At 39.4% G+C, this 26410-nt stretch carries 25 protein-coding genes and 1 pseudogene; 17 read left to right on the forward strand and 9 right to left on the reverse strand.

The window, feature by feature from the left end; all coding sequences use genetic code 11:
• Positions 1–200: pseudogene (locus tag PHR02_RS07320) on the forward strand (hypothetical protein); the annotation flags it as partial.
• A gap of 128 nt (positions 201–328) precedes the next feature.
• Positions 329–1141 (forward strand): ATP-binding cassette domain-containing protein, encoded by an 813-nt coding sequence (locus tag PHR02_RS07325; protein WP_299990650.1) that lies wholly within the window; start codon positions 329–331, stop codon positions 1139–1141.
• A 14-nt stretch (positions 1142–1155) separates the two neighbouring features.
• Here the strand turns inward: PHR02_RS07325 and PHR02_RS07330 are convergent, their stop codons facing one another.
• From PHR02_RS07330 to PHR02_RS07340, 3 genes are all read right to left on the reverse strand, one after another.
• Complete coding sequence (locus PHR02_RS07330; RefSeq protein WP_299895872.1) at positions 1156–1299, reverse strand: hypothetical protein; 144 nt, start codon at positions 1297–1299, stop codon at positions 1156–1158.
• Positions 1300–1405: 106 nt separating this feature from the next.
• The gene (locus PHR02_RS07335; protein WP_299990651.1) at positions 1406–1639 is read right to left on the reverse strand and encodes a hypothetical protein; all 234 of its coding nucleotides are present in this window, start codon (positions 1637–1639) and stop codon (positions 1406–1408) included.
• A 13-nt stretch (positions 1640–1652) separates the two neighbouring features.
• A complete protein-coding gene (locus PHR02_RS07340) occupies positions 1653–1775 on the reverse strand; it encodes a hypothetical protein (protein WP_299990653.1) in 123 nt (40 codons plus the stop codon).
• An 84-nt stretch (positions 1776–1859) separates the two neighbouring features.
• Here PHR02_RS07340 and PHR02_RS07345 point away from each other — a divergent pair, with 84 nt between their 5' ends.
• The 14 genes from PHR02_RS07345 (at position 1860) to PHR02_RS07410 (ending at position 19693) form a co-directional block, all read left to right on the forward strand.
• A complete protein-coding gene (locus PHR02_RS07345) occupies positions 1860–2789 on the forward strand; it encodes a WYL domain-containing protein (RefSeq protein ID WP_299990655.1) in 930 nt (309 codons plus the stop codon).
• A gap of 63 nt (positions 2790–2852) precedes the next feature.
• Complete coding sequence (locus tag PHR02_RS07350) at positions 2853–5159, forward strand: hypothetical protein (RefSeq protein ID WP_299990657.1); 2307 nt, start codon at positions 2853–2855, stop codon at positions 5157–5159.
• The gene (locus PHR02_RS07355; protein WP_299990659.1) at positions 5152–5760 is read left to right on the forward strand and encodes a hypothetical protein; all 609 of its coding nucleotides are present in this window, start codon (positions 5152–5154) and stop codon (positions 5758–5760) included. Before PHR02_RS07350 ends, PHR02_RS07355 begins: the two co-directional genes overlap by 8 nt.
• A 200-nt stretch (positions 5761–5960) precedes the next feature.
• Positions 5961–6134 (forward strand): hypothetical protein, encoded by a 174-nt coding sequence (locus tag PHR02_RS07360; RefSeq protein ID WP_299990661.1) that lies wholly within the window; start codon positions 5961–5963, stop codon positions 6132–6134.
• Positions 6135–6138: 4 nt separating this feature from the next.
• Positions 6139–6837 (forward strand): hypothetical protein, encoded by a 699-nt coding sequence (locus PHR02_RS07365; protein ID WP_299990662.1) that lies wholly within the window; start codon positions 6139–6141, stop codon positions 6835–6837.
• Positions 6837–7316: a hypothetical protein gene (locus tag PHR02_RS07370; protein WP_299990663.1), complete on the forward strand. Its 480-nt coding sequence runs from the start codon at positions 6837–6839 to the stop codon at positions 7314–7316. Before PHR02_RS07365 ends, PHR02_RS07370 begins: the two co-directional genes overlap by 1 nt.
• Before the next feature lie 175 nt (positions 7317–7491).
• The gene (locus tag PHR02_RS07375; protein ID WP_299990664.1) at positions 7492–9930 is read left to right on the forward strand and encodes a type I restriction-modification system subunit M; all 2439 of its coding nucleotides are present in this window, start codon (positions 7492–7494) and stop codon (positions 9928–9930) included.
• Entirely contained in the window at positions 9924–11108 is a 1185-nt protein-coding gene (locus tag PHR02_RS07380) for a restriction endonuclease subunit S (RefSeq protein WP_299990665.1), read from the forward strand. Before PHR02_RS07375 ends, PHR02_RS07380 begins: the two co-directional genes overlap by 7 nt.
• A 1-nt stretch (position 11109) precedes the next feature.
• Positions 11110–12978: a P-loop NTPase fold protein gene (locus PHR02_RS07385; protein ID WP_299990666.1), complete on the forward strand. Its 1869-nt coding sequence runs from the start codon at positions 11110–11112 to the stop codon at positions 12976–12978.
• The gene (gene qatB, locus PHR02_RS07390) at positions 12978–13823 is read left to right on the forward strand and encodes a Qat anti-phage system associated protein QatB (protein WP_299990668.1); all 846 of its coding nucleotides are present in this window, start codon (positions 12978–12980) and stop codon (positions 13821–13823) included. The genes PHR02_RS07385 and qatB overlap by 1 nt, the downstream gene beginning before the upstream one ends.
• Entirely contained in the window at positions 13820–15100 is a 1281-nt protein-coding gene (gene qatC, locus PHR02_RS07395; protein WP_299990669.1) for a Qat anti-phage system QueC-like protein QatC, read from the forward strand. The genes qatB and qatC overlap by 4 nt, the downstream gene beginning before the upstream one ends.
• Positions 15093–15830 carry a Qat anti-phage system TatD family nuclease QatD gene (gene qatD / locus PHR02_RS07400; protein ID WP_299990670.1) on the forward strand — a complete coding sequence of 246 codons (738 nt, stop codon included), beginning with the start codon at positions 15093–15095 and terminating at the stop codon, positions 15828–15830. Before qatC ends, qatD begins: the two co-directional genes overlap by 8 nt.
• Positions 15823–18993 carry a type I restriction endonuclease subunit R gene (locus PHR02_RS07405; RefSeq protein WP_299990672.1) on the forward strand — a complete coding sequence of 1057 codons (3171 nt, stop codon included), beginning with the start codon at positions 15823–15825 and terminating at the stop codon, positions 18991–18993. The genes qatD and PHR02_RS07405 overlap by 8 nt, the downstream gene beginning before the upstream one ends.
• The gene (locus PHR02_RS07410; protein WP_299990673.1) at positions 18980–19693 is read left to right on the forward strand and encodes a SprT family zinc-dependent metalloprotease; all 714 of its coding nucleotides are present in this window, start codon (positions 18980–18982) and stop codon (positions 19691–19693) included. Before PHR02_RS07405 ends, PHR02_RS07410 begins: the two co-directional genes overlap by 14 nt.
• A 217-nt stretch (positions 19694–19910) precedes the next feature.
• Here the strand turns inward: PHR02_RS07410 and PHR02_RS07415 are convergent, their stop codons facing one another.
• From PHR02_RS07415 to PHR02_RS07425, 3 genes are read right to left on the reverse strand one after another with little or no spacing between them, the layout of a single operon-like run.
• Positions 19911–21278, reverse strand: coding sequence for a TIGR00341 family protein (locus PHR02_RS07415; RefSeq protein WP_299990675.1), 1368 nt, complete (start codon positions 21276–21278; stop codon positions 19911–19913).
• Between the two features lie 23 nt (positions 21279–21301).
• Complete coding sequence (locus PHR02_RS07420; protein ID WP_299990677.1) at positions 21302–21697, reverse strand: DUF2391 family protein; 396 nt, start codon at positions 21695–21697, stop codon at positions 21302–21304.
• Positions 21681–22529, reverse strand: a complete 849-nt coding sequence (locus PHR02_RS07425) for a GGDEF domain-containing protein (RefSeq protein ID WP_299990679.1) — start codon at positions 22527–22529, stop codon at positions 21681–21683. Before PHR02_RS07425 ends, PHR02_RS07420 begins: the two co-directional genes overlap by 17 nt.
• Positions 22530–22785: 256 nt before the next feature.
• Here PHR02_RS07425 and PHR02_RS07430 point away from each other — a divergent pair, with 256 nt between their 5' ends.
• Positions 22786–23541: a mechanosensitive ion channel domain-containing protein gene (locus tag PHR02_RS07430; RefSeq protein WP_299990681.1), complete on the forward strand. Its 756-nt coding sequence runs from the start codon at positions 22786–22788 to the stop codon at positions 23539–23541.
• A 10-nt stretch (positions 23542–23551) separates the two neighbouring features.
• Here PHR02_RS07430 and proB read toward each other — a convergent pair whose 3' ends face one another.
• Genes proB through nhaA form a run of 3 tightly spaced genes read right to left on the reverse strand, consistent with a single transcriptional unit; the run spans position 23552 to position 26190 of the window.
• Positions 23552–24316 carry a glutamate 5-kinase gene (gene proB, locus PHR02_RS07435; RefSeq protein ID WP_299990683.1) on the reverse strand — a complete coding sequence of 255 codons (765 nt, stop codon included), beginning with the start codon at positions 24314–24316 and terminating at the stop codon, positions 23552–23554.
• A 50-nt stretch (positions 24317–24366) separates the two neighbouring features.
• Positions 24367–25014, reverse strand: a complete 648-nt coding sequence (locus PHR02_RS07440; RefSeq protein WP_299990685.1) for a hypothetical protein — start codon at positions 25012–25014, stop codon at positions 24367–24369.
• Between the two features lie 12 nt (positions 25015–25026).
• Positions 25027–26190 carry a Na+/H+ antiporter NhaA gene (gene nhaA / locus PHR02_RS07445; protein WP_299990687.1) on the reverse strand — a complete coding sequence of 388 codons (1164 nt, stop codon included), beginning with the start codon at positions 26188–26190 and terminating at the stop codon, positions 25027–25029.
• Between the last annotated feature and the right edge of the window lie 220 nt (positions 26191–26410).

The following is a 26410-nucleotide window of genomic DNA, read 5'->3' on the forward strand; positions in this document are numbered from 1 at the left end:
CCTCAATCACTGAGATGTTGCGTATAGGAAAAGAGGTGCGCATTTTCCCACTGGTCGATTATAAAAACTCCCGTGTGGATGAACCCGATAATTTCAGCCCGTTTGCTTATCAAATCGCAGAAAAATTTGGGGGTGAGATTGTCAAAGTCGGATTTGAGTTTCAAAAGAATGGAGGGTATATGTTGAGGATAAAACGGTAAAAAGTAGGGGTATGCCTGACACCTCTATGTTAAACAGCACCAACACTGACACCGTTGTGAATAGAGCATCGGAAACTATTGATGAGATGATAAAAAATCATGTACAATACCTAAAAAAGGAGAGTGTGATGGATAGTATCATTGATTTTCAGAACGTCGATCTTCGGTATGAAGATGAGTATGTCTTGAAAAACATCTCCTTGAACATCCAAGAAGGGGAACACACCGTTATCTTAGGAGCCAACGGATCAGGAAAATCAACCCTTATCAAGCTGATCAACTGTGAACTCTACCCATCGTATAAAAACGAACCGTTTAAGCGGGAGATACTGGGGCATGAGCGCTGGGTCGTATCCCAATTGCGTCGACAAATCGGCGTCGTTACAAACGATCTGCATAGCCGATTTAGTTTTGATGCGGGGTATTTGAGCGGATTTGAGACAGTGTTGAGTGGGTTTTACGGAACCATCGGATTGTTTGATCATTTGGACAATACTCCCGAACAAAGCCAAAGTGCCTTGCGTGCGATGGAACGATTGGGTATTTTGCACTTACAGCATAAACGGGTAGATCAGATGTCAACGGGGGAGTTGCGCAAATGCATCGTCGCACGTGCCCTTGTCCATCCGATCAAAGCGATCTTGCTCGATGAGCCAACAGTAGGGCTTGATATCAAAGCACAGCTTGATTTTATTGAGATGATGCGCTCCCTTGCCCGCAGCGGTACAACGGTGATCCTCGTCACCCATCATATCGAAGAGGTATTTGAGGAGATCCAACATGCCATATTACTCCACGAGGGGGGTATCCATGCATCGGGAGATACAAGTGAGGTATTGAATGGTGCCAATCTCTCGGTCATCTTCAACACGCAACTCGAAGTACAAAAGAGCCATAACCGCTATTCGATACAACTCCAAGATAGCCTCGAAACAATATAAAGAGTTTTTAGCCTTTATTTTTTGAGTTTATCGAGGATCCAAAACAACGGGTATAAAATCCCCCCAAGCAGTTTGATCCAAAGGGGTGGATTTTCTCCGACAATCTTCCCCCCACGCTCCTCAAAATATTCTTCCTCTTTCATCTCTTCTTGTGTCACCTATACCCCTTTTTATTACTCTTACCCTCTAACACGAGGATAATCTACGTGCACCTCTTCATAAAGAAGCGTATTGTATTTCAAAACCACTCAATCCCCTAAACTATTACGACGCCATCAACTGATCAAAAAACACCTCATACATCTGTTCATCATCCCTGTCCATGACCAGAGCGATCCGTTTTCCCATTCTGGTATAGGTATCGAGCAGATAGACCTGCTCGCCTTGATGGGAATAGAGTGAGGAGGTCATTTTAGAAAGTCCATAGGCTTGATGGGTCGGACGAGAACGTTGTGCCTCTGCCCGTGCTGTTGTAGATGAGAGATTGGTTTGCATCATAATCTTCTCCTGTCTATGCGATGAATTTGAAGGTGAGGGTTTTAAGAGCGCTATAAACACCCATTTGAGTGTGCATCTCTTTGACTTTTAGAGTCACCCATACCAAAGCCAGTGTTGTAATTATCAACGATTCCATAGCATTATCCTTTACGGTGTTAATTTAGATTTTGGTATGATGCACTATTCATTGGACAACATAGTGTCTGTTTAAAGGATTGATATGGGACAAATTCATGACTACGATAAAATCCTCACCCGCTTAACCATCATACTTCAACGTTTGTATGAGGGAGAGGTATTATCAGTTCAGGATTTGGCCACAGAGTTCAATGTCTCCACAAAAACTATCCAGCGTGATTTCAATCAGCGTCTTATCCGCTTCCCGATAGAGAAACAGGGGAGCAAGTGGAAGATGCAGTTGGGTCATTCACTCACCAAAGAACGAACCCCTGAAGAGGCACTGGTCTTGGAGATGCTGGGTAATATCGCTGAGGGGATAGGAAGTGAGTTTGGTGTCAAAGCCAAATCACTCTTCTCCAAACTTCAAAACAACACCAAAAACCCCATCTATTCAAAAACCATCATTGAAGACATCTCTGATAAACTGGGACACTTCCATATCATCGAACAAGCGATTATGGAGAACAAGATGGTGCGATTTCATTACAACAATAAACTCCGTCATGTCCATCCCTATAAGATTGTCTCCTTTGAAGGGTACTGGTATCTTTATGGTGAAGAGTTCATGGAGAGCAAACTCAAAACCTATTATTTCAAAGGGATCGATCATCTTGAAATCACTCCAGAAACTTTCATCCCTAATGATTCAACGTACCGGATACTGGAACGTGCCATCAACGCATGGTTTGAGCCCGACAAAGAACCGTTTGAAGTGACTCTAAAAGCATCCCCGGAGATTGCCAAATACTTCCACCGCAGACCACTTGCCAGTACCCAGCGAATCCTAAAGACCTATGAAGATGGAAGTATGGAGATCGAAGTATTTGCCACATCAGAGCGTGAGATCATGCAAGAGGTCAAAAAATGGATGCCTGATCTCATTATTACCTCTCCCAAACCGCTAGCTCTTAAAGCCAAAAGCATTGCCGATAGCTTTTTGAATCGTCAGATTGAAGAGTTGATTGGATAAAACGGACACAATGGTGTCCTCTCCATCCCGTAGTATTACACAAATTCAATCTTGGAATGACCTATGACGAACGCTCCTTTCTCTAGCTTTATTGAGGGACAAAGCTCTTTGTATCAGTGGATAACGCAACACAGTCCAGAGGGCTACATTGACGAAGAGTTGCAAGATGAACTCCCAGATGTCGAAAGTAAAACCCTTGCATGGGATACGTTCGAGGGGATCAATGTCGCACCGGGATTTTTCGAAGGGGTCATAGGATCTGAATCAGATGATGCTACAGATAAAGCAACGGTGTTGTTTGAACTGTTTGCTGATTTTGAGAAGGAGAACGAAACCAAAGAACAGTTGGATGGAAAACTGGGCTCTATTTATGGCTTTATGCTGGAAAACAGCACGATTACCTATATTGACAGTTTTATTGATTTACTAAGTGAGTGTAGAGAAGAGGTCTCCTTGGGATTGATCTACAAGATCGCAAAAATGTTTTTGACCGAAGCGAATCATAGAGAACCCATCAAATGGGCTATTGCCTTCATTGGTTTATTGAAGTTAGATGAAGAAGATATCGAGCTGATTGCTTTGTTCGGTCTTACCGAAGAGTTTTCCAAATTTGCGGCCGTTGCCCTCTACCGTCAAGATCAGAATGAACTCCTGTTTGAACTGGCGAAAAAGGTTCACGGTTGGGGTAGGGTGACCTATATCGGCTATCTTCAGTGTGAACATGAAGCCATCCAAAAATGGATACTGCTAGAAGGGTACAAATGCAGTATCGGAGTGAACCATACCGCCTATGAGTGTGCCGTGAAAGGGAACTTATTAGGGTATATTCAAACGTATGGCTGGAGTGATGAATTATACGAAGCGGCCGGAGATCTATTGTTAGGGATGATCGATCATGGACCCGGCGAGCGTATCGCGGATTATGAGGACGCCAAAGAGGTGATTAAAGCCTTCATCGAAGAGGGGCAAACACGATGCCGTATACTGGAGCAGTTTTGGGTATTGATCAAACTCTTTTTATATCTAGGCGATCATGGGAAAAATGATGGCTGGGAAGACGAAGAGCGTACGGCAACACGTAAAAGGGTAGGGGATCTAGGTCTTCGAAGCGGTATTGATTGGAAAGCGATGGCTTACGAGGATATCCGCGATTACAAAAACCGAGAGATTCTCAAAGCATTTGGAATTAATGTATGGGAAGAAGTCTATGCTTTGGCTCTTAAAGATAGTGAATTTGATGATTGGCATGTCTTAGCCGACACGCAAAACATTGATCAATACAAACGTCTGTGTGAATTAGCCCAACAGCGCTTACCGCTTGATAGCATTGCATCCGGTCCCAAAGATGAGCTGGGACTTGGTTCGCAATTCAACGAGCATATGCATCTAACAATGATAGTTCAGAATCTCAGAAACTTCGATGAGATATTCGCAGAACCCCTGGTGTCGGCAGCGTTGCAAAGTCCGGTGACCAATAATCGCAATATGGCACTCAATGTTATCGAAACGTACGAACAGATACCGGATGGTTTGATCGAGATCATTAAAAGCAATCTCGCAATCGATCCCAATGAGAAGGTAATAGAGCGTTACAAAAAGATTCTTCGACTCCATGGCCTCAAATCATCTATCTACACCTATAAAGGGACAATGACGTACGGAACGTCTTGGGATAAGACCGTTGTCCCCTATCTTGATGCACAGGCGGTAAGTAAATCATCTATACTTGACGAGTACATCTATCCTGATGATAGAGAGTATTACTGGTGTGATGATTTTAGCCCTGAGACCTATATTGCATTTGCCAAAGCAGGATTTATTTCGGTCAGCCACGGTAAGGGGGAAGAGATGATTTTATTCCCAGAAATCCAATCCGAATACGCGGTACTCGATTTCAGTGATTTGCACATTTCGCATAACGTCGCCAAGAAGATCAAAAAAGGGGGCTATCGGTTAGAGTTCAACACCAGTATCGATGATGTCATCACCTCGATACAAAACGCTCATGAGCGATGTTGGCTGAGTGGAAAATATGCCGAACTGATTCGTATGCTTTCTAAAAATAGCTATGAGGATTTTTCTTTAATTAGCACCGAACTCTTTGATGAAGAAAGCGGTGAACTGATTGCCGGTGAGATCGGTTACATCACCCGTAATGTCTATACCTCTTTGTCGGGATTTCATAACCCGGATAAACGGTATGAGAACTGGGGGAGTCTTCAATTAGTTCTTTTGGGAAACCATTTGGAAAACAAGGGAGTTCGATTTTGGAATCTGGGGCATCCGCAAATGGAGTATAAAATCGATTTGGGAGCGAAGGTTGTTTCACGAGCTGACTTCTTAGAAAAATGGGAGTTATCGTATGCGTGAAAAAATCATTCTTACAATCAATCCGTACGTCAACGGTATCTGGATCGATACTTCCGATAATGACTCATCAAGCGGAAGAATTGCTTCGTATCATGAGTTAGAATTGCCTGAAGAGCTGACAGTGGAATTAGATAAATGGTTTGAAGCCCAACAAGAATATCGTATTCTAAGCGAGAAACATGTTGATATCGATACGCTGAATAAACAGGGCTTGGAATTGGCCAAACGTCTGAAGCGGCATCTGTTTTATAGAGCAATGGTTTTTTATAAAAAAGGTGATAACGTTCAAAAAATTTATGGATACATGGTGATGGGGGATATGTGTGCATCTGTTTGGGATGATGAAGACAACTCTTGTGCACTCGAAGATATCGAAGATGATTTGAACGGATTTAAGATCGAGGATTGTGATAGCCTGCAAAAACGATTCGATCAATGGGAAAATGAATTTGGTAAATGTTACTCAGATGATATTGACTGGGATTCATTCAACAAAGAGGGGAGAGCATTAGTAGAGGAGCTTCAAAAAAGACTACCTGAATATTGCACTGTCTTTTACAATCATGCCTACGAAGAATCACATCCTCAATGGTGGAAATGATAGCTCAAAAATAGTTCTAGTTTAAAACGGACACAACGGTGTCCAACCTCTCCTTTACACTGCCATCATCAAAACGTAAAGGATTACACGATGAAACCTACAACAGCTACACGCACTTCATGGATGAAGAGAACTCATGAGACGATTACGCAATGGGTGTTTTTTGCGTTTTAAGAAATACACATATATAAAGGAAATCCATGTGTATTGCACTCATGTTAATAGCGTTGATCAGTATCATTATCGGACTTTATCGCATTGTCACTAGACCATCAGCGACACTGGAAGTACGCTCTTTTGCTATGACATGGATTTATTCAATGATGTGGCCGATTATCGTCGTGATTATTGCATTATCGATATGTCTGAGATAACAACATGAAATACACGTTGGATGATATGTACGAATCCCAAAATAAATTCTGGTCACTGGAATATCAGGATTTTTACCGCAAAACTTTCGAAGAAACGGTTAGGTTATATCCCCATGACACACAACAGGTGGGTGTGCTGCAAAATCGCGCCAGAAAGCTTTTGGATAAATCGCCCCATTACCATTTTTTGAAAAACCATCTTTTTGATTTTCCTGCAATCAATGCCTATGGTGAAGAATATTATGGATGGTTGGATGATGAGATAAGTGGATTAGCGGATAATCCCCCTATAGCGCTGATATATCTATACTGGTTTGTGACCGTCTGTATCGAAGTGGGATATGGGGACGATAAATATGAGTTTGAAAATGACTTGCTCAATGCTATAGGGCTGATTGATGAGTTTAAAGCAGGAGTTTTACCCGATGATATTGCTAAAAGACTCAAAAGAGAGCTGATGCCGTGGCTTGCCGTGTATCGAATTATCTGTGATGCTAAATATAAACTGGCGGCTTCTATCGATGTCGAATTTTGGTATTGTGAACCGGAAAAACACGATCCTGCAAACGAATGGTTTTTCTACTATTTGCCTGTCAATCTCGACCTTGGCGGTGGAAGCGATTGGCCATCATGGGAGGTATTGATGAACGCCCGTGAAAAAATTCTCATCTCTTGCGAAATTGCGAAAATGGAGGTCAAATAATGCCATTAATCGCGTTGTATATTTTAAGTGCTGTGATTTTGCTAATAAGTGATATTGATGGCATTCGTACAGATCTATTGAGCGGAGAATTGTCCGTTTGGGTATTTTTTCTGATACTGGTTCCTATCGTATCTTTTGCCATGTTTTTAGCTCTTATGTCCATTGTTCTTCTCCTCACAATGTTATGGATGATATTTGAAGCACCCCTGCGGTGGCTCTTCGTAGAGTTGTACATTTTGAGTATGCGAATTTGGTATTACAGTCGATTGATTTTCATGTCGCGAGAACGCAGAAGTATTGAATATGATAAAACCACTCCTGCATTGATCGAACTTAAACGATTGCGCAACCGCATGAAAGCATCGATGCGTGAACCGACTCCAGCTCCTATCGAAACCGATGAGCAGAAAAAAGCCAAAAATGACTTATGGGTGGTAGTGGCAATTTTGGTTGCATGGGGTTTGCTCAGTGGGGGATGAATAAACATATGTCTAAATTAATATTATATTCAAGTACACTAAACGAAATATAAGATGATTTCAAGAGAACTCAAGAGACGACTACAGAATGGATGTTTGCGTTTTAATTGCTTCTCAACAAACCTAAAAACATAAACCGCTAAAATCTATGAAAAATATAGTTTGATGGAATCATATGGCAATTAAGAAAACGGAACTTTATAGCTCTTTGTGGGCGAGTGCAGACGAACTGCGTGGTGGGATGGATGCCAGTGAGTACAAAAACTATGTACTCACGCTGCTCTTTATGAAATACGTTTCAGACAAAAAAAATGACCCGCGTTCTCTCATTATCGTCCCAGAAGGGGCAAGTTTCGAGGATATGGTAGCTCTAAGCGGTGATAAAGAGATCGGCGACAAAATCAATAAGATCATCGCCAAACTTGCAGAAGCGAACGGTCTCAAAGGTGTGATCGATACCGCTGATTTTAACGATAGTACCAAACTCGGTGCAGACAAGCAGATGATCGATACTCTCTCGAAGCTGGTGAAGATATTTGATAATCTTGATCTCGGAGCCAATACCGCAGAAGGGGATGATCTGCTTGGAGATGCGTATGAATATCTCATGCGTCACTTTGCGACTGAATCGGGCAAGAGTAAAGGTCAGTTCTATACGCCATCAGAAGTCTCAACCATTCTGCCTAAAATCATCGGTATTACCAAAGATACACCATCTGAAGCAACGGTTTATGACCCCACTTGCGGAAGTGGGTCACTACTCCTTAAAGCCTCGCATGAAGCACCTAATGGACTCAGTATCTATGGACAGGAAAAAGAGGTCACGACCACTGCTCTATGTCGTATGAATATGATTTTGCACAACAGTGCAGATGCCGATATCGCTCCGGGCGGGCAGAGTACACTGGCAAATCCGTATTTCAAGGGAGACAATGACTCGACGCTCAAGACGTTCGATTTTGTCGTTGCCAATCCACCGTTTTCTCTCAAAGCATGGACGAATGGGGTAGAAAGCCCTGATAAATACTCCCGTTTTGACGGTTTTGTTACACCGCCTGAAAAAAACGGCGACTATGCATTTCTTCTGCACATTTTAAAATCGATGAAATCAAAAGCCAAAGGGGCGGTAATTTTACCTCACGGCGTATTGTTCCGAGGAAATGCCGAAGGGACGATCCGAGAAAAACTGATTAAAAAGGGATGGATCAAAGGGATCATTGGATTACCTGCAAACCTCTTTTACGGTACGGGGATTCCGGCATGTATTATTGTCCTCGATAAAGAAAACGCGCAGAGTCGAAGCGGTATTTTTATGATCGATGCTTCTAAGGGCTTTAAAAAAGAGGGTAATAAAAACCGTCTTCGAGCGCAGGATGTCCATAAAATTGTCGATACGTTCAATAAGCAACTGACGATAGATAAATATTCTAGAATGGTGACACATAAGCAGATTATCGAAGATAACGATTGTAATCTCAATATTCCACGCTATATCGATAGCTCAGAAGCTGAAGACATACAAGACCTCTATGCCCATCTCAACGGCGGTATACCGCTCTGTGACATCGATAACCTTCGTGAATACTGGGATGTTTTCGCAGGCTTGAGAGAAGAACTCTTTGCTCCAAGTAGCAAAGAGGGTTACGCCACGGCAAAAATAGAATCGATACAGATCAAAAACCATATTTTAGGGCACATCCGATTTGGGGAGTTTCGAAACGATGTCTATACACTCTATCGCAGTTGGGATTATTTTGAGAGATTCTATAATCTCGAAAAAGGGTTCCATCCCAAAGAACTGATTCATATCATAAGTGAAGATTTGTTGGAGAAATTTGCCGAAGTGAAGCTGATCAGCCCATACGATATTTATCAGATTCTCATGGACTACTGGGCAGATGTGATGCAAGACGACTGCTACATGATTTCGCTTGAGGGGTGGGAGATTGGGCAGAAAGTTCGTGAACTGATCCCCTCAAAAGGCAAAGATGGCAAAAATGTCTATAAAGAAGCGCATGATTTCGAATTTAACAAAGTCCGCTATGTAGCCGATTTGATCTCTCCAAAACTAATTATTAGCCGTTATTTCCGATCCGAACAAGATGAGATTGATGAACTCCAAAGCAAATATGATACAGTTGTTGGAGAACTCGAAAATTTTATCGAAGAAAATAGTGGTGATGAAGGGCTGCTCGAAGAGGCGAAAAATGATAAAGGCAATATCAACAAAAAATCGATAGATGCCAGACTTAAAGAGACTAAAGATGAGGATGAGATCAAAGCACTAAAAGAGTGTAAAAAACTCATCGATGCCGAAGCCAAAGCCAAAAAAGAGCTCAAAGAAGCCACGGACAAGCTTAGTCTCACAGTATTTAAAAAATATCCTACACTCAGCATCGAAGAGATTAAGTCTCTCGTCATCGATGATAAATGGCTTGCTCATATGAGCAGAGAGATCGGTGAAGAGATCAGCCGTGTCACGACCAGTCTCGCCAACCGTATTAAAACGCTCGAAGAGCGCTACAAAGAGCCTCTTAAAACGATTGAACAGCACGTCAATGAGTTAAGTTCCAAAGTCGAAGAGCACCTAAAAGCGATGGGGCTTTCATGGTAAGTAAACATGATTGGCTAGATTTCAATATCGGGAAAGATGCTACCTTAAAAGCTAGAATTGGCTGGCAGGGCTTAACAACCAGCGAATACTTAGATAGTGGTGACTATATTCTTGTAACAGGAACGGATTTTGAAAATGGTCAAGTTGGATGGGAAACTTGCCATTTTGTAGACGCGTGGAGATATGAACAAGATAAAAATATTCAGCTTAAAACTAATGATGTCCTGATTACAAAAGATGGAACTATTGGAAAAGTTGGTTTTGTAGATACGCTAGATTTACCTGCCACATTGAATAGCGGTATCTTTGTAATTAGACCAAAGAATACAAAACTTGATCAAAAATTTTTGTATTATGTTTTCACATCAAAGGTATTCGAAGACTTTTTAAATAAACTTACCGCTGGTTCGACAATCAATCATTTGTATCAAAAAGATTTCATTCATTTTTCGTTCAAAGCACCTAAACCACAAGAGCAAAAAGCCATTGCTCAAACTCTAAGCGATACTGATGAAATGATCACGTCACTGGGCAAACTGATTGCCAAAAAAGAGGCGATTAAACAAGGGACGATGCAACAGCTTCTTACAGGTAAAAAAAGACTTGCAGGATTTAGTGGAGAGTGGGAAGAAACAAGACTAGATGAAATTTCCAAAATTACAATGGGACAATCACCTAGTTCATCAAACTATAATAATCAAAATATTGGCTTGCCCTTGATACAAGGTAATGCTGACATAAAAGATAGAAATACAATTATCAGAAATTATACTTCTGAAATTACAAAAAAAGCATTCTCCGGTGATATTATTATGTCTGTTAGGGCTCCTGTTGGGGAAATTGCAAAAACAGATTTCGACTGTTGTATTGGTAGGGGCGTTTGCGCAATAAAAGCTCATAATGATTTTTTGTATTACTATCTTATTTTTATAGAATCTACTTGGTCAAAATCTTCGACAGGCTCAACATTTGATTCTGTAAATTCAGATGTTATTAAATCTCTTCAAGTCTATTTACCAAAAGAGATTATCGAACAAAAGGCTATCGCTAAAATCCTCTCCGACATGGATAATGAGATCGAAACGCTTAAAACCAAACTCTCTAAAACCAAAGCAATCAAAGAGGCAATGATGAGTGAACTGCTAACAGGTAAAACCAGATTAACGCAAGGAATTTAATATGTGGAACGATATCGAAACAACAAACGATTTATTAAACTTTCGTATTGTTGCTGATACAGCGGCACAGTTGATTCGAGACTCGGGAAATGAACCTTTGTCTATTGGTATTTCAGGAAGTTGGGGAAGTGGTAAATCCTCGCTAGTAAAGATGATAGGAAAGTCACTTGATTCTGGCGCAGAAAGTGAACAAAAATATTTGTTTTTAGAATTTAATGCTTGGCTTTATCAAGGATTTGATGATGCTAAAATGGCTTTATTGCAATCTGTATCTGATATGTTACTTGCCGAAGCTAACAAACAAAAAACATTAATAGACAAATCTATTGATTTAGTTAAACGAGTTCGTTGGTTTAAAGTATTAAAACTTGGTATGCCAATCGCTTCAAGTGCATTACTAGGTGGTGCAGTTGGTGGACCAATAGGAGCAGTAGTAGGTGCGTTAGGTGGTTTCCTAAAAAATGAAAGTGTACCATCTCAAGAAGAATTTCTAAAAGTACAAGAAGCATACAAAAATTTAGAGCCTGAATTGCAAGGATTGCTAAAAAACGAAGAAACTACATCATTACCAAAAGAAATAGCAAGTTTACGACAAGCATTTGAAGAAATATTAGAGGGACTAAATATTAAACTAGTTGTTTTAGTCGATGATCTTGATCGATGTATGCCAGATACTGCTATTTCAACTCTCGAAGCAATGAGACTTCTTCTATTCTTACCAAGAACAGCATTTATTATAGCCGCTGATGAAAAAATGATTCGTAGTGCGGTTCGCTCACATTTCTCTAATCTTCAAATTGATGATGAATTAGTAACAAGCTATTTTGATAAATTGATACAAGTACCTTTGCGAGTTCCCAGACTAGGAGTAAGTGAGGTAAAAGCATATTTGATTCTTTTATTTGCTGAGCAGGCTGTTAAGAAAGGAAATCTTAGTCAAGAAGTTTTAGATGAAGCAAGCGAAAAGATTTTGGATGCAGTTAAAAAACCTTGGTTAGGTGGATTAAAACAACAGTCTATAACTGAAGCATTTGGAACTTCTAGTAGTTCACTTGAAAAACAGATTGATATAGCAGAACAATTAGCGCATATAATGGCTACAACAGAACAATTGGCGGGAAACCCTAGATTAATCAAGCGTTTTTTGAATAATTTAATAATAAGAGAGACTATTGCCAATACTCAAGGCATGGGGATAGCTTTTGAGGAGCTTGTTAAATTGCAACTATTTGAGCGTTGTGCATCTCCAAGAGCTTTTGAATTTCTTGCCAAAAAAGTTTCTGAAAGTGATGATGGTAAAGTTGAATTTTTAATAGAAATAGAAGAAAAACTTAAAAATAGTGAAGAATATGAAATACCAGATCAAAGCTGGAAAGATCCATTTATAGAGGAATGGTTACAAATAAAACCACTTTTGTCAAACATTGATTTAAGACCATTATTACATCTTAGTAGAGAAAAAATGATTTCTCTTTCAGGTGTTGATGAATTGTCTCAAGAAGCGAAATCTATATATGAAGCATTATTGGTTGTTAAGTCTCATAATACTGGACTAATAACTAATATTCAATCTCTTCCAGAAACCGAAGCAAGTCAAATTTTAATTCGTTTAAAAAGAAAATTAATGTCAGAAGATTGGAATAAAGACTCATTGCAAGGTGTTTTGCATCTTACAAAAGCTTATCCATCTTTAGTTGGTTCAGTTTTAGCTTTGTTATCAGAGATACCTGAAGCTAAACGATTGGCTCCACTTATCCCTACGCTCTCAACTGAAGAATGGGCAAAAGATATACTTCTCCAATGGTCAAAAGATGATAATACACCAGAGAGAACTAAAAAGGCAATTCAACAGAAATTTGGAGGTAAGTAATGGGAACATCAACTTCTAGTGCAGGACCGGCTTCAGGTGTATCAATGGACCCACCATGGCTTGATGATATAAATCATGGCGTAACTTTACCTTCAGAACCTGATTCTAGCTCCGAAGAAGAAACTAATACATCACCTACACAACAAGTCATTAAGGAACCTATTACAGTTGCCCCACCGGCAAGATTTGGAACTGCACGAAAAAATCTTGGTGAGTTTGCCAGAACTGGAAGTCAAGATTCATTCAAAAAAGCAGTAGGGCAATATTCCAAAAAGGGTATGGGTGGTGCAACTAATGTAGCAAAAAGGATGAGAGCATCTACAAGTTCTGTTTCTGGATTGGTCTCATTTTTACGAGATGTTAAGAGTAGCACTTTACCAGATATTCGAGACTGGGCAAATAACCTGATGTCGAAGTCACCAACTGCCAACGAAGTGATAGATGCAATTATTGACAGGGTTACTAGTGAAGGTGGCATACTAGATGAAGAGTCTATTAAAAATTCAATGGCTAATGCTATGTCTGATTTGTTAGAACAAAATCAAGATTTAGATTTATTGAATTTGGGAGATGATGAAAGCTGGGATTTGATAGAAAGCTTTTTGTCTTATGAAGCTTCTAACAGGCTTCAACTTGATATAGGACAATTTTTAGAGCGTACTCTTAGCCCGGTACAAATGGTTCAACGAACAGATGAAATGCGTGAATATCTAAAAGCAGAAATATCATCTCAGTTGCAACCATATAAATCTTCTGACAAACACCCTGATATTGGTAAATTAAATGCTGTAATTCACCAAGCATTAGAAAGCACCTTTTTCGTTTTTGAAGGAGAAATATCATGAAAGTAATTTGTTTACCAGCACATAAATTGCCAACTAAATTAGACAGTGATACAAAATATTTTTCTTTATATTCAAATAGTGGTCGTCCTAATGTGAGTTTTATTTCTAATGGTTGGCATCGCCAATTAGAAAGAGCTAACATTGCACCATCAAATTTAGTTTGGGATTTTGTAACAATTGCTTTATCTGTAGCGGCAGCAGATTTGAGTTGTGAAAGAAAAAATAGTGAAGACGGTTGGACTAGGCAGATAGAATTAGAAGTGTATCTGTGTAATCCAGAGCCATGGAAAACGCAATATGATTTACTGGAGAAAGCTTTTAGATTTTTAACTGGTGATGTATGGAAGTTTGATTTTAAAGGTAATGGTATTAAAGCTCCTAGTTCAATACTTCCTTTAGAAACAGATGCAGATTGTGTTTCTTTACTTTCAGGTGGTATGGATAGTTTAATTGGTGCTATAGATCTAATTTCAGATAGACTCAAACCTTGTTTTGTTTCACAAGAAGCAAAAGGAGATGTTGAAAAACAGAAGGCATTTACTACTCAATTAGCACCGGCACAACAACACTTTAAATGGAAAAATCCTATAAGTAATAGTGGAAGAAAAGAGTCATCAACCAGAGGTCGCTCTATCGTGTTCTTAGGTTATGCACTTTTGGCAGCAACTACCCTAAGTAAATGGAAAACTGAAGTAGTAGATATTTATGTACCTGAAAATGGATTTATCAGTCTTAATATTGCACTAAATTCTGGAAGATTAGGAAGTCTTAGTACTAAAACTACGCACCCTGTATTCTTAGGATTGATTCAAAATATTTGGAATAATTTGGGAATCAATGCAAAGCTAATAACCCCTTATCAATTTAAAACAAAAGGTGAAATGCTACTTGATTGTAAAGATCCAGATTTAGTTCAGTCATTGGTATGTGGAACAACAAGTTGTGGTAAATATTTACGCTATGGTCGTACGCATTGTGGACGATGTCTGCCGTGTATGGTTAGAAGAGCTGCTTTTTTGAAAGCTGAAGTGGAAGACTCTACTAAATATGTACACAATAATCTCAATGATAATGAAGCTGTTAAAACATCTGGGGCAAATGATATAGGAGCTGTGGCATCAGCATATGTCAAATACCAAAATAAAGGTATAGAACGAATTATTGGAGGTGCTCTATCATTTTCATCTACTGATGACAGATGTAAGTATGCTGGTGTAGTCGAAAGAGGATTGCAAGAATTGGGTGAATTATTCAAGGGACAAAAAGTTTATGATTGATATGCATACACACCTTGATTTATATCCAGATGCCTTAAAGATACTAGATAAAGTGAATAAAGATAATCTATTTACATTAGCTGTTACCACAAGTCCTAGAGCTTGGGTTGCAACATCCAAGGTTTTTGAGAAATATAAAAATATTCATGTATCGGTAGGATTACATCCTGAAATTGTTGAAGTTAAAGCTAATGAACTTGACTTATTAATAGAGTGTATAAAAATTACTAATTTTGTTGGGGAAGTAGGAATTGATGGAAGTAATAGATTTTCTAAATCTCTTTCACTTCAAACAAGAATTTTTGAGAGAGTGCTACAAGAATGTGAATCTCAAAATGGAAAAATCATCAGTATCCATACTCGTGGTGCAGAAGCAACTGTTTTAAATTTACTGAGTAAGTATCCAAACTGTGGAATACCAATTTTACATTGGTTTACAGGTAAGGTTAGCGAATTAGAGCATGCGATTGAGCTTGATTGTTGGTTTAGCATAAATCCTTCGATGTGTAAAACTCAAAGAGGGTTGTCTTTGATAGCCAAGATGCCGAAAAATAGAATTTTGCCAGAGTCTGATGGTCCATTTGCGACAGTTAAAAATAACACTATATATCCTTGGGAAGCTATCAATGTTGCTAGTGCCTTAGAAAAGATATGGCAATGTAGAAATACGGATGTTATTTTGCAGTTACAAACTAATCTAAATACAATATTAGAGGCAATAGATGAGTGATGTTGGACAAAACGAGCGGGCGACTCAAAACAGGGTCGTTAAGCTCTTCGATAAAAAGACTAAAGGGTTCAATCTCGGCTACACCTATCTGGGTAATCTCCAAGACAACGACGACAACAAAAACATCGACGAAATCCTTCTCTCATCATGGCTCAGAGGGCGAGGCATCAGTGATGCACTGATTACAAAAACTCTCCGTGAAATCGATCAGGCAACGGCTATCGGTGGCGGGCGTAAGCTCTATGATGCGAATAAAGCGTTTTATCTGCTATTGCGTTATGGGGTTACGGTAAAAGAAGATGTCGGAAGTAAGACGCAGACGGTTTGGCTGATCGATTGGAAAGATACTGAGACGAATGATTTTTACATCGCCGAAGAGGTCAGCGTCAAAGGTGAAAATAAAAAACGTCCCGATATTGTTCTCTACATCAACGGTATCGCCATCGCCGTACTCGAACTCAAACGTTCCAGCGTCTCCGTGAGCGAAGGGATACGTCAAAATCTCGATAATCAGAAGAAAGAGTTTATCCGTGACTTTTTCTCATCGATGCAGTTAGTGCTTGCCGGAAACGATACCGAAGGATTGCGTTACGGTACAACCGCCACACCTGAGAAATATTATCTGGAATGGAAAGAAGAAAATCCCGAATACAACTCCAAGATGGATGCAAAAGAGCATAAGTTCCTCCCTAATACACTCTGTGATGGGGGGACAAGTCGGCTAGATTGCGACATCATCAGGCTGCTTAACAAAAAGCGGCTGCTGGAGCTACTGCACGATTTTATTCTCTTTGACAGCGGCACCAAAAAAGCATGCCGTCAAAATCAATATTTCGGTGTCAAAGCGGCGCAGCGACATATCGCCAAACGTGAGGGCGGTATCATTTGGCACACACAAGGGAGCGGTAAATCACTTACGATGGTGTGGCTTGCGAAATGGATACGGGAAAATATCACCAATGCGAGAGTGCTTGTTATCACCGATCGTACAGAGCTAGATGAGCAGATTGAAAAAGTGTTCAAAGGGGTCGAAGAGCAAATTTATCGCACCAAAAACGGTAAAGATTTAATTGGAGTTCTGAACAAAGACATCGAGTGGCTTATGTGTACGTTGGTACATAAATTCGGAAGTCACGATAAAAAAACCGATGATGGGATGGATGAATTTATCCGTGAGCTTCAAAATTCGCTTCCTAAAGATTTTAAAGCTAAGGGAGAACTATTTGTCTTTGTCGATGAGTGTCATCGAACGCAATCAGGTGAGTTACATAAAGCAATGAAGATGCTCCTTCCTAATGCGATGTTTATCGGTTTCACGGGTACGCCGCTGCTCAAAGCTGATAAGCAAAAGAGTATCGAAGTCTTTGGATCGTATATCCATACCTATAAATTTGATGAAGCGGTGGCAGATGGTGTCGTACTCGATCTACAATACGAAGCAAGAAATATCGAACAAAATATCGGTAATCAAAAGAAGATCGATGAATGGTTTGATCTTAAAACAAAAGGTTTGAGCGACATCGCCAAAACACAGCTTAAACAGCGGTGGGGAACGCTCCAAAAGGTACTCTCATCCAAATCAAGACTCGAACAAATCGCACAAGATATCCTTATCGATATGGAGACCAAACCCCGCCTTATGGATGGACGCGGTAATGCTATGTTGGTGTGCTCGTCCGTCTATGAAGCGTGTAAGACTTATGAGATATTTTCCAAAACCGATCTCAAAGAGAAAGTGGCGATTGTAACAAGCTATATGCCATCTATTGTGGATATCAAAGGGCAAGAGAGCGGAGAAGGACAAAACGAAGACCTGCTTAAATATGAAGTGTATAAAAAGATGCTCTCTAGCTATTTTGAAGAGCGTGAAGACGAAGCGATTAAAAAAGTCGAAGAGTTTGAAAAACAAGTCAAAAAGAAGTTTATCGATGAACCGGGGCAAATGAGGCTTCTCATTGTTGTAGATAAGCTCTTGACAGGGTTTGATGCTCCAAGCGCGACCTATCTGTATATCGATAAAAAATTGAGAGACCATGCACTTTTTCAAGCGATTTGTCGCGTCAACAGACTTGATGGAGATGATAAAGAGTATGGTTACATCGTGGATTATCAGGATCTTTTTAACAAAATAGAGGGTGCGATTGACGATTATACGAGTGGTGCACTCGATGGATTCGATAAAGAAGATGTAGCACATCTTTTGAGTGATAGACTCAAAACAGCTAAAGAGCGGCTCGAAGACTCTCTAGAAAGTCTAAAAGCGTTGTGTGAGGCGGTAGAAGAGCCCAAAAAACAAATCGACTATATTCACTATTTCTGCGGTAAAGATACAACCGATAAAGAAGCTCTCAAAGAGAATGAACCAAAAAGATTGGCATTGTATAAGAGCGTCGTGGCATTGATTCGAAGTTATGCCAATATAGCGGGGGAGTATGAAGAAGCAGGGTATTCGTTGGAACGTATCCAAGAGATCAAGAAAGAAGTCGAATACTACGAAAAAATCCGTGAAGAGATCAAACTTGCCAGCGGTGACTACATAGACATGAAACTTTTCGATCCTGCCATGAGACAGTTGATCGATATGTACATCAGAGCTGATGATAGCGAAGTTGTGAGCGATTTTGACAACATGAGTCTCGTAGAACTGATTTTGGGTAAAGAAGTTGATGAAGTTGCTAACCATATGCCCAAAGGTATGCGGAATAATGATGCAATGAGTGAAGCAATAGAGAACAATATCCGTAAACTCATTATCGATGAAAATCCACTCAATCCGAAATATTACGAGAAAATGTCGGAACTTTTGGATGAGATTATACGGATGCGAAAAGAGGAGATGCTCAATTACAAAGAGTATCTTGAAAAGATCAAAGAGTTGGCATCCAAAGTAAAAGACCCGATGCAATCAAATACCCCTGAAACCCCAACTCCGGTATCGATCAATACCAAAGGAAAAAAGGCGCTATTTGATAATTTAGATAGTGATGAAGGGCTTGTTCTCGCCGTTAATGATGCGGTTTTATCAAACAAAAAAGATGATTGGATCGGCAATATGATGAAAGAAAGACGTGTCCGTAATGCTGTAGAAACTGCACTTGGGGAGCAAAAAGAGAAAACTGATGTGATCATGGGAATTATCAAAGCACAACATGAATACAAGTAGCCAAAGCAGTATTATCGTCAGTGGTTTGGAAATTCTGATCGAAAAAAAAGATATCAAAAACCTCCACATTGGCGTTTATCCGCCATCTGGAAGAATTCGAGTCGCTGCACCTGTACATCTGGATAACGAAGCGGTTCGTTTGGCGGTCATCTCGAAACTGTCATGGATTAAAAAGCGGCAAAAGGCATTTTTGAATCAACCAAGACAAACCCTTAGAGAGATGGTAAGCGGAGAGAGCCATTATCTGTTTGGGAAGCGTTATTTGTTAAATGTCATTTATCGATATGGCAAGCACGAGATCGTTAAAAAGCATTCAAAATTAGACCTATACGTCAAAGAGAATACGACACCTGCAAATAGATTGCAGGTGCTAGAGGAGTATTACAGAGACAATCTCAAACATGAGTTGAAAGTGCTCGTAGATAAATGGCAAAAAAATATGGGTGTAGAATTAAGCGGTTGGAAAATCCAGAAGATGAAGACCAAATGGGGCAGCTGTAAGATCGAAGATAAAAAGGCGCTTTTTAATCTCGAGCTGGCAAAAGTGCCGAGAGAATGTATCGAGTATATTGTAGTGCATGAACTACTGCATCTAAAAGAACGGCATCATAGTGATAATTTCAAAACGCTACTTGATGAATGTATGAGCGATTGGCAAAGCAGAAAAGAGCAGTTAAAACTTTGCAGGATTGGATATTGAATAAAAAACTATAACTATCCTAAATTCGTATCACAAAAATGAAGTCGGAAAACATCAAAATATGCTTTCCGACAAATCTATTATTTCGACAGTGTTTTTCGTATGGAATATGACTACTTTTTAGGCTTTAAAAGCAGGGTAGGGAAAAGTGTCGGAAAACACTTATTTTGCGCTAAATACACCTACTGTTATGCGTATACGGTTGCATTAGAAAACTTTAACGAAGATAGACAGAAACATTTTCGTTTTTAGTTCGAGTTTTTAGCCAAGCTTCAATTTGTCCTCGCTCTTTATCTGTGATTCGATTGGTGATGTCAGCATTTAGGATAAGCTGATTAACACTACGGTTGTGTTCAGTAGCTCTTGAATCATAGGTTTGAGAAAGTTGGATATCTTTCATATTTGGAAACAATGATGAAAGTTCCGTCGGTATTTGTGTAAAAAACTCTTTGTTCGCTTGCAATAGACGATTTTCTTCTCTTAGCTGTTCAATCATATGATCTTTCTTTTCGATATTAGCTTGAGAACTTTTATACAGGTCAGTAATAATATCCGCTTTCAAGACCGAGACATCAATATCGTCACGTTCTCCATTTTGGTAGATTTTCATGGTGGTATTTTCAAGACCGCTCATAGTAAGACGAGCCGTAATGTCATTTAGTTTCTCATTAGAGACGTAATCTCCAATCAGAAATACTTTTATATGTCGCATTTTCGGATCGATTTTGACTTGCGCGACGTTAGTGTTGTCAAAATTCAGCTCTCCAGTCACAAAAGCGCTTGCTTTGGCTTTGAATACCTCTTCACCGACAAGCTGATATGCCAAATAAGAACTAGGCAGCAGCGTTACTATTACGACAATCGCAATATAGCGCTGGGCTTTTTTAGCAATCTCAGGATCAACATATTTTTTTTCGGAAACATTGAAAAATCGTACGATTATAAATGCCGATAACGCAATAAAAACGAAGTTAATCGCATAAAGATAAAACGCACCAAAAAAATAATTCCAATGACCCGTCGCTAATCCAAATCCTGCCGTACACAGCGGAGGCATCAGTGCTGTGGCAATAGCGACTCCGGGAATAACGTTGCTTTTCTCTTTACGGGTTGCTCCGACGATACCGGCTAATCCTCCAAAAAAACCGATTAATACGTCCCACAAGGTCGGCGTTGTACGTGCCAATAACTCGGATTGAGCTGTGCTAAGAGGAGAGATAAGAAAATAGAGAGTAGAAGTCAAAAGAGCAATCAGCGTTGCAATGAACAAATTTTTTAAAGAACGTCGAATCAGCTCATAATCATTAATCCCTGTACCGTATCCAATCCCCATAATCGGTCCCATTAATGGAGAAATCAACATGGCTCCGATGATAACAGCGGTAGAATTGACGTTTAATCCGATGGATGCCACCAAGATAGCAAACATCAAAATCCAAAGATTGCTCCCCCGCATTTCAACATCGCCTCGAATACGGCTATCGATTACATCATCATCGGCTTTGTCATCAGTAAGGCTAAGGCGTTCTGCTAACATCGTTTTGGCATTCAACCAAAAACGGTGCTCTTGAAGTTCGTTCATCATGATAGTCCTTTTGGAAAAATAGATTATTCTTTATCAAACCCGTCAACTACAATAGCACCCATAGAAGCGGGCATCGCTATCAAAATCAAACGCTTAAATGCCGTGATAGGATCTTCCAACATAGGAAGTTTATTTAGTGATAGCAACACCAATCCAACCACCACAATCGTAATGGAGTAGGCAATCAGTATCCTCATAAAAAATACCGTAGTACGATTTTCGATATTACCTTGAAAGACACTGTAATGAGCATAAATACTTAAAAACAAGAGAGAAAGCATGAATACCAATAAAAGATTGAGTGCGGGTAAGGTTTCACTCATTCGCCACGCTTCTTCGGAAAAAGAAACAGGAACGGCTAACATAAATGCCCCTAAAGCAATTTGACCAAGATCTTCAACATTAATAGATAGTTTCATTCGATTTGCAAACCCTGTTTTTACCCTCATTTTTCGCGAGGTACAATGCGTCATCAGCTTGTTTAACGAGTTCTTCGGCATCTTTGAGAGATTCGGTAGTTTCGCTTACTCCGATACTGATAGTCGTTTTTATCCCGTCAATATCAGTATTTTCGATTGTTTTTCTAATTCTCTCGGCAACATCAAATGCGGTTTCCATATCGGTATGGGGCATAATGACTGAGAGTTCTTCTCCCCCATAACGACATGCAATGTCCGATTTGCGAACGGTATCGAGGAGAATTTCTCCGATTTTTCGTAAAACATCATCACCCTTTTGATGCCCATAGGTATCGTTTAATGTTTTAAAATCATCGATATCGATCATCAATAAAGAAAGGGTATTTTTGTTCCGTAGATACTGCTCAAATTCTTTGTACAAAATTTCGTCAAAAATGGATCGAACATATAAGGCCGTTAGTTGATCAGTCGTCGCAAAGTCTACGATATCTGCGATCTTACCGGTTTCAATAACGCTCATATCGAAATCTCTGATTGCGAAATTATCCAAAAAATCGAATGCAGCAACTTTTAAACCTACATCTCTCTTTAGAAGCGTATTAAGCTCTTTTCTGTGCTTAATGATTTGATCCCATTTACGTTGCGCTTCTTGGACATCAAAGGATATATGAGTCAACGAAAAAATACACTTTTGATAAAATTTAAGACCGTATTTTTGTATGTATAACTCCAAATACTTCGGTTCTTCTGCAAATTTTGATAATAAATCGTATGGAACTTTTTCATTCTCTTGTATGAAAAGCAACTCTTTCGAAAGCGATGATCCATCCATTTTCACTCCTTTCGAAACTTCTCTAACACTTATTGTATCATTAATAGTTTATAATCAAATACCAGAATAACTTTGTAGGAGTGACACCTAAATGTTAAATTCTTTAAATAACGATATGCAAAGGTGGAGTTCCTATTATCCATTCATAGCAAATTTAATTGTTTTAATAATTGCGTTTGTAGTGATAGCCTTTATCCTTTCCGTAATTAAAAGAGAAATCAATCTTAAAATACCCGACAGTACGACACGGTATAAAATGCGTAAAGCGATCACTCTGATAGCTTATATGATTTTTGCAATCATCGGAATTTCAACTTTTAAAGAAAACATCGGAAACTTCGCTGTCGCGTTGGGAGTAATTGGAGGAGGAATCGCTTTTGCTCTTCAGGAAGTAATCATTAGTGTCGCGGGATGGTTGGCGATCACGTTTTCATCTTTTTACAAAGTGGGTGATCGTATTAAAATCGGAGCTATCACCGGTGATGTCATCGATATTGGGATTCTGCGTACCACGTTGATGGAATGCGGTGATTGGGTTAAATCAGACCTTTATAATGGCAGAATTGTTCGAGTAGCAAATAGCTTTATTTTCAAAGATCCCGTTTATAACTACTCAGGAGAATTTCCATTTTTGTGGGATGAGATTATTCTCCCCATCCGTTATGGAAGTTCTGTCGAAACAACGCGACAAACTCTCTTAAAAATTGCCGATGAAATTGTGGGTGAGTTTACCGAATCGGTACAAACCAGTTGGAAAAATCTCTACAAGATTTATGCTATAGAAGAAGCTCAGGTTGAGCCGATGGTCACCATCGTCGCAACCGATAACTGGATCGAATTTACACTCCGTTACGTCGTGAGTTTCAAAAAACGGCGTTCAACTAAAGACAGACTTTTTACCCGATTTCTCGAAGAAGTTGCGAAAAGTAACGGAAAACTACAAATGGCATCCCAGACATCGGAAATTGTCTCCGTTGCGCCTTTATCGGTTCATCTTAAATCTGAGAGTTAAACACACTCAATTAATGCTCTTTGGAAAAAAGCGTTCCGGAGTTATGAATATTGCGTATCAAATAATCTTCAACCGTGGTTAAATCGTAACCGCTGCACAAAAACATTTTTTTCCCTCTTTCGAGTAAAAACTGAGCTGCCATTAACTTGGTCACGATTCCTCCGGTGGCAAAAGAGTGGTTCGGTGATTGTGAAGCATTTAACGATTCATCAGATATCTGATGCACCTCTTTTAGAATCGTTGCGTTTGAATTTTCATGAGGATTTTTATTATAGTAGCCATCAATATCGCTTAAAATAACCAAAAGATCGGCATCTGTGTAATAAGTGACATGAGCAGAAAGCTGATCATTATCCCCAAAAACTTGTTCGGGAGTAGTTGAAATATCATTTTCATTGACGATCGGAATGACTCCGTTCGCTAACAATGAATCAATAATATCTCGAAAGATAACAGTCCTTTTTCTCGAATCAAAATCTTCTTCTGTCAATAGTATTTGAGAAATTGAAAGATTGAATGTATCAAATTTTCGTTTGTAATTGCTCATTAAAATCGGCTGACCGAGAGAGGCAAGAACCTTTTTACTGATGTGCTCTTTTCGATCGAGTTTGAGCTCAGTATAGCCAGATGACACCGCCCCTGATGTAACCAGTATCACTTCGTACAACGGTTGAAGTCTGGCTATAAAAGAGACCAAGTTCATCATCCTTTCTTTGGCTATCTCATTATTTTCACTGAGCACTCCGCTGCCAACTTTAATCACAATTCTTTTCATGCAATTCCTTCATTAATGCCATTATTAAAGCATAATCTTTTTAATGGTTCTTAAATATCCACCGTTTTTGTAAGATTTTTCTCTTTTTTTCGACGCCACAGATAATACAGTAGAGAGATAAAAATAAGTACTATCCCAACAGTAATCGAAATTTCGCCCAGTCGTTGAATATTTTGCTCACTTTTAATCGAATCGTGACACTCATTAATCGCTTGGTCGATTTCATTCCGATTTAAAACCAAAGGAAGAAACTCCTCTTTTTCAATAACCGTTTTTATACTCGTGAAATATGGAGTTGTATCATCTTTAGCACTTTGACGTTCATCTATAGAGGGCTCATAAATGATTTTGAGTTTTGAAAAGTGAGAATTGGCTATATATCTCAGATCATCCTCACTCAAGAATCGTCCATTCAATCCATTTTCGGTTTGCGAAAATGCTATAGGGGTAAAATCTTGGATTAAAAATAACTTTCCATCGCTCCAAATAGCGATCTGTCTAATATTTTCTTTTCGATTCGGAAGTGTTCCTTGATCCACACTCACTTTAAAGCGATAGTATTCTGATCCGCTTTGAAAAGGCTTGTCATTTTTTAGAACACAGCTATGTTGAATATGCAACTTTACCATTTCGGGTGAGCTCGATGCAAAAACCGTTATCGAAAGAAAAAAGAGTAATAAGACAACTGTTTTTTTCATTTTTATCTCCTCCTACGAGTTTTTCAAAACTTTATTTAATACTATGTATCCAATAATTCCAGAGAAAATCGAGCCGATCAAGATACCGATACGTTCATCCGCGAGGGCGACTCCTGCCGCGCGGCTCTCTTCGAATGCGAGCGAGCCTATAAAAAGTGACATCGTAAACCCGATACCGCTCAAAATCGCAACGCCATAGAGCATCGGCCAGTTCACCGCATAGGGGAGATGTCCCAGTTTTAGTTTAACCGCCAAGTAAGAGAACAACCCGATTCCGATCTGTTTTCCGGCGAAAAGTCCCAACGCTACTCCAAGAGTGAGTGTATTCGTCATATCTGAAGCACTTACAGTACGAAAATCGATACCGGTATTGACGAAAGCGAACAAGGGAAGGATGAAAAAGTTGACAGGAGCATGAAGAGAGTGTTCCATCGCATGGAAAGGGGCTTTATTCTCTTTGATCGGTATCATCAGTTCTAAAATAACACCTGCTAGCGTTGCATGAACCCCTGATTTGAGCACGGCAGTCCATAAGATAATACCGATAAGGATATAGGCAGTATGATTCACCACTCCGCGATAATTCATAAATCCTAGAATCGCAATCATACTCGCCGCAATCATCAACGACAGGGTAGAGAGACTCGACGTATAGAAAAGAGCGATAATAATGATTGCCCCCAAATCATCGATGATCGCCAGCGTCAGTAAAAAAAGCTTTAACCCTTTGGGTACCCGATCCCCCAACAGACTCAGAATCCCAAGAGCAAAAGCGATATCCGTTGCCGAAGGGATCGCCCATCCTTGAATCGCATCCGGATCATGCTGATTGAAAAGGGCATAAATCAGTGCGGGAACAACCATCCCTCCGATCGCCGCAATGGCAGGAAGAGAAACCGTTTTTAAATCGCTCAGGGAACCTTCGACAGATTCGCGCTTGATTTCCATCCCTACCATCAAAAAGAAAATAGCCATCAATCCATCATTAATCCATAGCAATAGAGGTTTAGCTATGACAAAACTCCCTATTCCCAATACAACAGGAAGCGTTTTAAGTTCATTATAAATAGATAACCCTGATGTATTTGCAAAGATCATTGCAAATACCGTTGCCATAACTAAAAGTATTCCCGTTGCTGATTCATGTTTGAAAAAATCGAGTAATGAAAATCGCATCTTTAACCTTTTTGCCCAATTATTAGGTTGTTAATTTTCATTATAACCTAAAGATTGTTTACCAAATTGATACGAATAGAATTTTTTTGAGTAAATTTTTCAATATAATTTATCTTATGTTATCTAAAATATATTTTGGTCTTCAAAGAAAAATATATTCGTTAAAAAATAAACTTATTTAAAAATCGTTCTCAAATTATTTGACACAAACTCCATCAAC

It is taken from the genome of Sulfuricurvum sp. (assembly GCF_028688295.1).
Taxonomy (GTDB): Bacteria; Campylobacterota; Campylobacteria; order Campylobacterales; family Sulfurimonadaceae; genus Sulfuricurvum.